Annotated in this window: 2 pseudogenes; both read left to right on the top strand. The window is 67.9% G+C overall.

The annotated features are described in order from the left end of the window. Positions 1-111: 111 nt before the first annotated feature. Positions 112-216, top strand: a pseudogene (locus tag ABGA94_RS01830) (septum site-determining protein MinD); the annotation flags it as partial. Further along, a pseudogene (locus ABGA94_RS01825) lies at positions 202-349 on the top strand (NlpC/P60 family protein); the annotation flags it as partial. The pseudogenes ABGA94_RS01830 and ABGA94_RS01825, both read left to right, overlap by 15 nt.

The following is a 349-nucleotide window of genomic DNA, read 5'->3' as shown; positions in this document are numbered from 1 at the left end:
GCCATGCCCGCACGCTGTACAGGCACCACGCTCACCGACAGCCCATCCATCAGGCCCCATGGCAAGGCCGTCCCTGCACCGACCAGCATCAGCAACGGCACCCACTGCAAGGGCGACGTGCTCAACGCCTCCAACAAGGGCGAGCCGGTCATCCTGGATGTCGAATCCGCTGCCGGCCAGGCCTATGAAGACGCCGTCGCGCGCATCCTCGGCGAACGCTACGGCTGGGGCCACGACTACGACACCCGCGACTGCAGCGGTTTCGTCTCCGAGATCTACCGCAGCTTTGGCGTGCTGCTGCCGCGCAGTACCAGCGCGCAGGCGGTCAGTCCGGCGCTGGACCGCCTGC

This window comes from Stenotrophomonas sp. 3diitr2024 (assembly GCF_042136455.1).
In the GTDB taxonomy this organism is placed as follows: domain Bacteria; phylum Pseudomonadota; class Gammaproteobacteria; order Xanthomonadales; family Xanthomonadaceae; genus Stenotrophomonas; species Stenotrophomonas sepilia.
The sequence above is the reverse complement of the archived record's forward strand: the minus strand, read 5'-3'. Positions and strand labels throughout refer to the sequence as shown.